Origin of the sequence: Calidifontibacillus erzurumensis, from assembly GCF_013303125.1 — a bacterium.
In the GTDB taxonomy this organism is placed as follows: Bacteria; Bacillota; Bacilli; order Bacillales; family Bacillaceae_J; genus Calidifontibacillus; species Calidifontibacillus erzurumensis.
This window is the reverse complement of sequence record NZ_JABTTE010000003.1, coordinates 235,238-241,746: the sequence shown is the minus strand read 5'-3', so window position 1 is coordinate 241,746 and position 6,509 is coordinate 235,238. Positions and strand designations below refer to the sequence as shown.

At 34.3% G+C, this 6,509-nt stretch carries 9 protein-coding genes; 5 read left to right on the top strand and 4 right to left on the bottom strand.

What is annotated here, in order from left to right:
• Positions 1-34 precede the first annotated feature (34 nt).
• Together HR057_RS04515 and HR057_RS04510 are read right to left on the bottom strand one after the other, a co-directional pair.
• Positions 35-658 carry a hypothetical protein gene (locus HR057_RS04515; RefSeq protein ID WP_173730227.1) on the bottom strand — a complete coding sequence of 208 codons (624 nt, stop codon included), beginning with the start codon at positions 656-658 and terminating at the stop codon, positions 35-37.
• A 264-nt stretch (positions 659-922) separates the two neighbouring features.
• Positions 923-1,384 carry a hypothetical protein gene (locus HR057_RS04510; RefSeq protein ID WP_173730226.1) on the bottom strand — a complete coding sequence of 154 codons (462 nt, stop codon included), beginning with the start codon at positions 1,382-1,384 and terminating at the stop codon, positions 923-925.
• 173 nt (positions 1,385-1,557) lie between these two features.
• Between HR057_RS04510 and HR057_RS04505 the strand changes: the two genes are divergently transcribed.
• The 5 genes from HR057_RS04505 to HR057_RS04485 all read left to right on the top strand — a co-directional run bounded on the left by HR057_RS04505 (position 1,558) and on the right by HR057_RS04485 (position 5,007).
• Positions 1,558-2,280 (top strand): nucleotidyltransferase family protein, encoded by a 723-nt coding sequence (locus HR057_RS04505; RefSeq protein WP_173730225.1) that lies wholly within the window; start codon positions 1,558-1,560, stop codon positions 2,278-2,280.
• A 178-nt stretch (positions 2,281-2,458) separates the two neighbouring features.
• Positions 2,459-3,907: an NAD(P)/FAD-dependent oxidoreductase gene (locus tag HR057_RS04500; RefSeq protein WP_173730224.1), complete on the top strand. Its 1,449-nt coding sequence runs from the start codon at positions 2,459-2,461 to the stop codon at positions 3,905-3,907.
• A 101-nt stretch (positions 3,908-4,008) separates the two neighbouring features.
• The gene (gene rraA, locus HR057_RS04495) at positions 4,009-4,485 is read left to right on the top strand and encodes a ribonuclease E activity regulator RraA (protein ID WP_173730239.1); all 477 of its coding nucleotides are present in this window, start codon (positions 4,009-4,011) and stop codon (positions 4,483-4,485) included.
• Between the two features lie 154 nt (positions 4,486-4,639).
• Entirely contained in the window at positions 4,640-4,786 is a 147-nt protein-coding gene (locus HR057_RS04490) for a hypothetical protein (protein ID WP_173730223.1), read from the top strand.
• A gap of 83 nt (positions 4,787-4,869) precedes the next feature.
• Positions 4,870-5,007 (top strand): hypothetical protein, encoded by a 138-nt coding sequence (locus tag HR057_RS04485; protein ID WP_173730222.1) that lies wholly within the window; start codon positions 4,870-4,872, stop codon positions 5,005-5,007.
• A 119-nt stretch (positions 5,008-5,126) separates the two neighbouring features.
• Here the strand turns inward: HR057_RS04485 and HR057_RS04480 are convergent, their stop codons facing one another.
• Both HR057_RS04480 and metA read right to left on the bottom strand, forming a co-directional pair.
• The gene (locus HR057_RS04480; protein WP_173730221.1) at positions 5,127-5,267 is read right to left on the bottom strand and encodes a hypothetical protein; all 141 of its coding nucleotides are present in this window, start codon (positions 5,265-5,267) and stop codon (positions 5,127-5,129) included.
• 276 nt (positions 5,268-5,543) lie between these two features.
• Positions 5,544-6,452, bottom strand: a complete 909-nt coding sequence (gene metA / locus HR057_RS04475; protein WP_173730220.1) for a homoserine O-acetyltransferase MetA — start codon at positions 6,450-6,452, stop codon at positions 5,544-5,546.
• Between the last annotated feature and the right edge of the window lie 57 nt (positions 6,453-6,509).

The following is a 6,509-nucleotide window of genomic DNA, read 5'->3' as shown; positions in this document are numbered from 1 at the left end:
GCTGTCATTTAGGACAGCCCTTATTTTCAGTTCGTTATTGTTCATCATGCCATACGATTTCTTTTACAATGATATCAGACCGTGGGCCAAATCCGTCAGCAAATTCTTCCGGATAGTAATAGTATAAAGCATAGTTCTCGTCAGCATGCTTAAAGAAGGCAATTCGGCCAATAAATCCTTCTTTTTGCAAAGAAAATTCTTTCTCTGAGAAATCAAAAGCTTTCATATCTTGTTCTTCCAACTGAAAGCCTTGGTCTGTTAATATTTTAGTCAGTTCTTCTTCGGATTGTCGGGTAATTTTTAGTGTTGCATCTTCATTTTTGTTCCCACCGTAATTCGTAAAAACATTGAATACTTCAGGATTCGATTCAACGACCATATCATCAGGAACATATGTAGAGAAGCCCAACTCCGTATGATGATGTAATTTTACCACCTTTTTTTCCGTTGTTCCCTCAATCATCATATCAACAGTCTTTTCACTTTCTAAATCCGGTAATTTATGCTCTGTTTGCTCGGATGTTTCTTGTACATTTTCGTTTTCGTTTTGACTTACTGTCTCTTCTGACGTTTTTTCGCCCTCATCCATATTATTGTTACAGCCGCTTATACCGATCATAATCCCAATTGCAAGAAGTGAATAAAATATTTTTTTCATAATGTCCTCCTTTTCATCCTCTTTTGTTCAGCAATTTAGACGATATTATAAGTAAAAAGTTTCATATTGTCCGCCTATTGAAAATATGTAAATAATGGTACACATTTATTTATTCACTTTACCGGAAATTTTTATTCCTGCAAATCTAAAAAGAAATTTCGGAAAATGTCCACAAATGGAAACCTCAACATACTTCTAACATTTAAGTTTCAAGCATTAAAAAGAGGTGTTAAAGATTGAACACCTCTTTGAAAAAATTTTTTACTAATATCTAGCTTCCTTGTTTCGAAGAGCAAAGATTATAAAAGGACTAGCTATTCCAGCAGTTATTATGTTCACGATTGTTAAAATTACTGCGCTTTCTGAATATTTCTCAAATAGCCAATGGAAGACAACCAACCAAAAAATTACAAACAATATCGAAATAATATTGCCGATAACAGGAATATTATTTAAAACAATTGTGCCTATAGTAATAATCAACAGTTTGATGCCGCCACTTTTTCCAATAGTGAACCATTTCATCTTTTCATCAATAAGGTCTCCAATAATATAGGCATTGCCAATAGGAATAAAAGCTAACCACTCATTGCCAACATTTGCACGTTTAGCCATCGAATATAAGCCTATGGCACCAAGAATATAAAAGACCAACAAAAAAACAAATAAGAGGAATAAAAAACCAAAACCCAATGCTAGCAAACTGGCAGCCTCGTATTCAGTCATTTTGTACCTCCTTAATTTTAGAAAATGTAAAACACTATATTTATAGATCATGAATTTAGAAATATGCATTCATCTTCACTTTATTGATGATTATTCTAGGAATAAATAAAATACCCGCGCATAGATATGGTAACTAAGGTGTGAAGTTATTAATCGTGAAGGCGTGATTTCCAATGAAAGGGGTTATTATTGCTGGGGGAAAAGGCAGTAGATTGCGTCCGTTAACGAACCATTTGCCTAAACCACTCGTACCCATTTTAAACAAACCGGTAATGGAGTATGCAATCGAACATTTAAAAGAGCATGGAATAACAGAAATTGCAGTGACAGTTCAATATTTATCGAGAAAAATTATTGATTACTTTGGTGACGGACGAAAGTTTGGCGTACGATTAACTTATTTTGAAGAAAGGAAGCCATTGGGAACAGCAGGGAGCGTAAAAAATGCGGAAAAGTTTTTAGATGAACCGTTTATTGTCATGTATGGTGATGTAATTTCCAATTTTGATTTAACGAAGGGCATTCAGTTTCATAAAAAGAAAAAATCGAAGATAACGATTTTTATGACAATGGTTCAAAATCCGATGGACTATGGGATTATTAATACAGATGAAAACGGTAAAGTAACACGCTTTTTAGAGAAGCCTTCACGGTCAGAGGTTTTCTCAAATCAGGTCAATACGGGCATCTATATTATGGAACCAGTCATATTGAGGTATATTAATAAAGGTTGTCCATTTGATTTTAGCTTAGATTTATTTCCATTACTTTTAAAAAAGGGTATTTCAATTTTTGGCTTTAATGCTGTTGGTTATTGGTCTGATGTAGGAAATATGGCGAAGTATGAAAAAACTATTCATGATTTAATTGATGGTTCAATTAAGGTTTCGGGATAGATTAGAACTCGATTTTATAATAAAACGCTTGAAAATTTTAAAAAAGACGAACGTTATAACAATTGTATGTTATAATGTTCGTCTTTTTTGTTGACGATTATTTAGTATTTTGGTATATTATCTAAGGATTGTGAATAGATAATGGATGGTTAGTTAATGATTGAACGGAGGTACATGTATGAAAAATCAAAATCATTATGATGTTATTGTTGTTGGAGCAGGACCTGCAGGAATATTTACTTGCTATGAACTATCTTTAAAATTATCAGGAGCAAATGTTTTATTAATCGATAAAGGTCATGATATTTACAGCAGGCGTTGCCCAATTTTGGAGAAGAAAATTCAATTATGTCCTCCGGCGGCGGGCAGAAAAGAATATGCCGGCTGTTTGCCAGCCTGTTCAATTACAAATGGCTTTGGTGGAGCAGGGGCGTATTCGGATGGGAAGTTTAATATTACTAGTGAATTTGGCGGGTGGATGACTGATTATTTACCTCCATCTCTGGTTATAGATTTGATCAAATACGTTGATGAAATTAATTTAAGTCATGGAGCAACGAAAGCGATTACAGATCCGTTAACTCCGGAAGTAAAAGAAATTGAACGTAGAGCTTATGCTGCTGGTCTAAAACTTTTACGTGCACAGGTTCGTCACCTTGGGACAGAACAAAACTTGCAAATATTGCAAAGCATTTATGAGTATTTAAAAGACAAAATAGATATGCGGTTCAAAACAGAAGTAGAAGATATCGAAACAGAAAGAATGGACAAAGGGTTCAGAGTAACAGGAATTAAGCTTAAAGATGGTGAAGTACTACATGCGAAAAAGGTTGTCATCGTTCCAGGCCGCGACGGCTCTGCATGGTTGACAAAAATTTTGAAAAAACGCAGGGTCACCATGTTTAACAATCAAGTTGATATCGGTGTGCGTGTTGAAACTTCGGATATTGTGATGGAAGAGATTAATAAGCACCTTTATGAAGGAAAGTTTATCTTTAATACATCAGTAGGTACTACTGTTCGAACATTTTGTTCAAATCCATCAGGACATGTTGTCGTCGAAAATCATTCAGGTATTATGCTTGCGAATGGACATGCCTATAAAGACCCGAAACTAGGCAGCCGTAATACGAATTTTGCGCTTCTTGTTTCCCATAAGTTTTCAGAACCGTTTAATAAACCGACTGAATATGCACACGAAGTATCTACTCTTGCAAATCAATTATCCGGGGGCGGCATTATCGTACAAAAATACGGAGATATTTTAAAAGGGCGCCGTTCAACAGAAAAGCGGATCAAGGAAGGCTTTATTGAACCAACATTAAAGGAAGCAGTACCAGGTGACTTAGGATTAGTCCTCCCTTATAATACAATGAAAAGCATCATTGAAATGACAGAAGCATTAAATCATGTTACTCCAGGAATTGCTTCTGAACATACGCTGTTTTATGGAGTTGAAGCTAAATTTTATTCAGCAAGACCAAATTTAAATGACAAATTTGAATCTGAAATTTCAGGTTTGTATTTGGGCGGCGACGGCGCTGGTGTTACGCGTGGATTAGCGCAGGCGAGCGCTTGTGGTGTATGGATTGCCCGAGACATTGTTGATAAAATTGAAAAAAATTAAAAATGAACAATGAAAGCCTCTAACAAAATTTTCAAAAAAGTAGTATAATTAGGACTGACATTTAGGGAATGGGGGGCTTTTCATTGACAGTAGTAAAACCATTGAAAACGGCAGATTTATGCGATCAATATTCTGATCGTATTGAAATATGCCGAATGGAGTTTAAATCTTTTGGGAGAAAGAAGCGTTTTTCAGGTCCGATTGCAACCGTTGAAGTATTTGAGGACAATGTTTTAGTTCGGAAAATGCTAGAGACAATTCCGGAAGGTTCAGTTCTCGTTGTCAATGGCCACGGTTCACGGAATTGTGCGCTCGTGGGGGATATGTTAGCGCAAATTGCAGTCGATCGTAAATTAGCGGGTATTATTGTCAATGGCTGTATTCGTGATAGCGGTGAAATTGACCAAATGGATGTCGGTATTTTTGCAATTGGTACAATGCCATTAAAAAGTAAAAAAGAAGGAAAAGGTAAAACAAACGAACCAACAACTTTTGGTGGAATTACTTGGGTTCCGGGAGACTATGCTTATGCTGACGAAGATGGTGTGATTGTATCGTCAGAACCGTTAACATTATAAATAGAGTTGCTAAAAGCAAACAAACCATATTAGTTCGGTTTGTTTGCTTTTTTATTAAAGTTATCGTCAAAATTTTCTGTTTTTTGGCAAAGGGTTCCATATCTCTTTTGTAGAATTATAATACAATCGATTTTTGTTACGAGGAGGATAAGGGATGGGCCATCGATTAGAAAAACAAGCAGAACAGTTAATAATACTTCAACGAGATAAGGAAGTAACTGCTAAAATCCGAGAAGCATTTAAAGAAAAAAGAAAAAAAATCGAACGGAAACCGAAAAAATGGTATCATTTTTGGAAATAATCGATAAAAATTTTAGAATAGTATGATAATATAGGAAATAAATAGGTATGTGTTCAGCAAACATGAAGGGAGGAGATTTCAAGTTGAAAGAGTTTGTAGGTATTTGTCATTGTTGCAAAAAAGAAATTTATTGTTTAAACGGCTTTTTAAATGGAATAGTGAAAGATGATGGAATGTTGATTTGTTTTTCTTGTGAAGAAGAGGAAAAGAAGGAAAAATGAAATTGGGTAAAATATTATATTTGCACACAAAATAAGCTGACTGAAAAGTGTACTGCACCCATAATTACTGTCTTTTTTTGGTGCCATCCCAATCAGTCAGTATGTTTTATTTTTAATAATTATTTCGTTTCATTTGTCAAGTTTTCAATTAAACCACTAATAAAGCTTACGTCACTTGTGATTAATAAAGCTGGGAGTAGTGCCAGTACTGCTATTACAGTTAGGTTTGAAAGAAATACCACTTTTAACGCTTTTGTCATATATCAATCACATCCTTTCTCTTTTTTTTATTATACCAAAAGCTCGTCTGAATTTAAAGAATTTTCTGATATTAAAATGTAAAAAATTTTAAAATTTTTTTAAAAACCTAGTATATATAACTATGATTTGCAAAAAATCTCGAAATGATTGACCTTTTAGGTGGAAAAACTGTTGAAAAATGTGTAAAAATGAAAAAAGCAAGTGCTGGAAAGATTTGATTTCCATCACTTGCACTTTTAGATTTAATAAAAGAATTTAATGTAGAGCTTTTTGAATTACTCCCAAATATATGGTGTTTCTTGGTATACATAATAGTTGAGCCAGTTTGTATAAAATAAGTGAGCATGGGCACGCCAAGTATTTAATGGTTCTTCATTCGGATCATCGTTTGGAAAATAATTTACCGGAATATCAATATCGAGTCCTTTATTTTTGTCACGAATGTATTCGTCTCTTAATGTTGTCGCCTCATATTCAGGATGACCAGTTAAAAAGATTTGCCTGCGGTCTTTTGAAGCAACAAGGCAGACACCTGCTTCATCTGAATAAGTCATTAAGTCCAAATTAGGATTATTTTCAATATCCTCTAATTTTACATCAGTATGTCTGGAATGAGGAACTAAAAATACTTCATCAAAGCCACGCAGCAATCTTGAATTTTTTATTAGTGTTCTGTGTTTAAAAATACCAAACATCTTTTTGTCCAAAGGATATTTTGGAATGCCGTAGTGATAATAAAGGCCAGCTTGGGCTCCCCAACAAATGTGAAGCGTTGAAGTTACGTTCGTTTTTGTCCACTCCATAATTCTCTTTAATTCTTCCCAATAATTTACTTCTTCAAATTCAAGTAGTTCAATCGGAGCCCCAGTAATTATCATACCGTCAAATTTTCTGCTTTGTATTTGATCAAATGTACGGTAAAAATTTTTTAAATGTTCCTGTTTTGTATTTTTTGATTGATGTGTTTGTGGATGCATTAATGTTATGTTAACTTGCAGCGGTGAGTTGCTAAGCACCCTAAGAAGCTGTGTTTCAGCTTTTTCTTTTAAAGGCATCAAATTTAAGATTACTATATTTAAAGGACGAATATCTTGGTGGTAAGCGCGTTCCTCATCCATAACGAAAATATTCTCGTTCTCAAGTATTTCTTTTGCAGGCAAGTCTTTCGGAATATTGATAGGCACTTTTCATCACTTCCTTGTATTATACTGATTTCTCTATTATAAAAATATTAGGAAAAT

Coding starts and splice junctions, on each gene's coding strand:
- HR057_RS04515 (WP_173730227.1), bottom strand. CDS start 658: ATGAAAAAAATATTTTATTCACTTCTTGCAATTGGGATTATGATCGGT.
- HR057_RS04510 (WP_173730226.1), bottom strand. CDS start 1,384: ATGACTGAATACGAGGCTGCCAGTTTGCTAGCATTGGGTTTTGGTTTT.
- HR057_RS04505 (WP_173730225.1), top strand. CDS start 1,558: ATGAAAGGGGTTATTATTGCTGGGGGAAAAGGCAGTAGATTGCGTCCG.
- HR057_RS04500 (WP_173730224.1), top strand. CDS start 2,459: ATGAAAAATCAAAATCATTATGATGTTATTGTTGTTGGAGCAGGACCT.
- HR057_RS04490 (WP_173730223.1), top strand. CDS start 4,640: ATGGGCCATCGATTAGAAAAACAAGCAGAACAGTTAATAATACTTCAA.
- HR057_RS04480 (WP_173730221.1), bottom strand. CDS start 5,267: ATGACAAAAGCGTTAAAAGTGGTATTTCTTTCAAACCTAACTGTAATA.